The organism is Massilia oculi (genome assembly GCF_017582745.1).
GTDB classification, from domain to species: Bacteria; Pseudomonadota; Gammaproteobacteria; order Burkholderiales; family Burkholderiaceae_D; genus Telluria; species Telluria oculi_A.
In genome coordinates, this window is the sequence record NZ_JAFVIM010000074.1 from 1 (window position 1) to 2,065 (window position 2,065).

A 2,065-nucleotide genomic window follows, 5' to 3' on the forward strand; every position below is an offset into this window, starting at 1 on the left:
AGATCTGGCTGTGCCCGAAAGGGAACCTGAACACAGGTGCTGCATGGCTGTCGTCAGCTCGTGTCGTGAGATGTTGGGTTAAGTCCCGCAACGAGCGCAACCCTTGTCATTAGTTGCTACATTCAGTTGAGCACTCTAATGAGACTGCCGGTGACAAACCGGAGGAAGGTGGGGATGACGTCAAGTCCTCATGGCCCTTATGGGTAGGGCTTCACACGTCATACAATGGTACATACAGAGGGCCGCCAACCCGCGAGGGGGAGCTAATCCCAGAAAGTGTATCGTAGTCCGGATCGTAGTCTGCAACTCGACTACGTGAAGTTGGAATCGCTAGTAATCGCGGATCAGCATGCCGCGGTGAATACGTTCCCGGGTCTTGTACACACCGCCCGTCACACCATGGGAGCGGGTTTTACCAGAAGTAGGTAGCTTAACCGCAAGGAGGGCGCTTACCACGGTAGGATTCGTGACTGGGGTGAAGTCGTAACAAGGTAGCCGTATCGGAAGGTGCGGCTGGATCACCTCCTTTCTAGAGTAGCACCGGGGTCTAACGACCCGTCATCAAGCGTCCACGCTTATCGACTGTTGAACAAGTAAAGAACAGTTTTATCGGGGCTGTAGCTCAGCTGGTTAGAGCACCGTGTTGATAACGCGGGGGTCGTTGGTTCGAGTCCAACCAGCCCTACCACGTTTTGGCATGACCCTTGAAGGGGGATTAGCTCAGCTGGGAGAGCACCTGCTTTGCAAGCAGGGGGTCGTCGGTTCGATCCCGTCATCCTCCACCAAAAAGCTCAAACGTAAGTCGCCAGTGAATGACCGGTTGGATTTAGGTTTGGTCTTTTAGAGATCACTGTTTTTTCGTTCTTTAACAATCTGGAAGAAGTAAAGTTTTTTTAAGCGTGTTGAGCTGGTCAGTGATGACTAGTAAAACACACTTAGGGTAGTAGTAATTTGTATCAAGCAAACATAGTTGTACTCTTGATCTATGACGATCTCTTTAACTCATGAAGAGGCCAACGTTATAGGGACAAGTGAATAAGTGCACATGGTGGATGCCTTGGCGATTACAGGCGATGAAGGACGTAGTAGCTTGCGATAAGCTGCGGGGAGCTAGCAAACGAGCTTTGATCCGCAGATTTCCGAATGGGGAAACCCGGCCTTTTAGGTCATTGCATGCTGAATACATAGGCATGCAAAGCGAACGCGGCGAACTGAAACATCTAAGTAGCTGCAGGAAAAGAAATCAACCGAGATTCCCAAAGTAGTGGCGAGCGAAATGGGATGAGCCTGTACGTGATAGTCGGACTGATAGCAGAAGCCTCTGGAAAGTGGCGCCATAGTGGGTGATAGCCCCGTATGCGAAATCAGACCGGTGGTACTAAGCGTACGACAAGTAGGGCGGGACACGAGAAATCCTGTCTGAACATGGGGGGACCATCCTCCAAGGCTAAATACTCGTAATCGACCGATAGTGAACCAGTACCGTGAGGGAAAGGCGAAAAGAACCCCGGGAGGGGAGTGAAATAGATCCTGAAACCGTGTGCATACAAACAGTCGGAGCCTCTTCGTGGGGTGACGGCGTACCTTTTGTATAATGGGTCAGCGACTTACATTCAGTGGCGAGGTTAACCGAATAGGGGAGCCGTAGAGAAATCGAGTCCGAACAGGGCGACAGTCGCTGGGTGTAGACCCGAAACCAAGTGATCTACCCATGGCCAGGATGAAGGTGCGGTAACACGCCCTGGAGGTCCGAACCCACTAATGTTGAAAAATTAGGGGATGAGCTGTGGGTAGGGGTGAAAGGCTAAACAAACTTGGAAATAGCTGGTTCTCTCCGAAAACTATTTAGGTAGTGCCTCAAGTATCACCACCGGGGGTAGAGCACTGTTATGGCTAGGGGGTCATTGCGACTTACCAAACCATTGCAAACTCCGAATACCGGTGAGTGCGAGCTTGGGAGACAGACATCGGGTGCTAACGTCCGGTGTCAAGAGGGAAACAACCCAGACCGCCAGCTAAGGTCCCAAAGATTGGCTAAGTGGAAAACGAAGTGGGAAGGCTAAAA

2 tRNA genes and 2 rRNA genes are annotated in these 2,065 nt (G+C 51.2%); all 4 read left to right on the top strand.

Annotation, left to right across the window (positions count from 1 at the left end):
* Positions 1–529: ribosomal RNA gene (locus J3U95_RS28130) — 16S ribosomal RNA — on the top strand; the annotation flags it as partial.
* Positions 530–611: 82 nt separating this feature from the next.
* Positions 612–688: transfer RNA gene (locus J3U95_RS28135), tRNA-Ile, on the top strand.
* Between the two features lie 21 nt (positions 689–709).
* A tRNA-Ala gene (locus tag J3U95_RS28140) sits at positions 710–785 on the top strand.
* A 240-nt stretch (positions 786–1,025) separates the two neighbouring features.
* Positions 1,026–2,065: ribosomal RNA gene (locus J3U95_RS28145) — 23S ribosomal RNA — on the top strand; the annotation flags it as partial.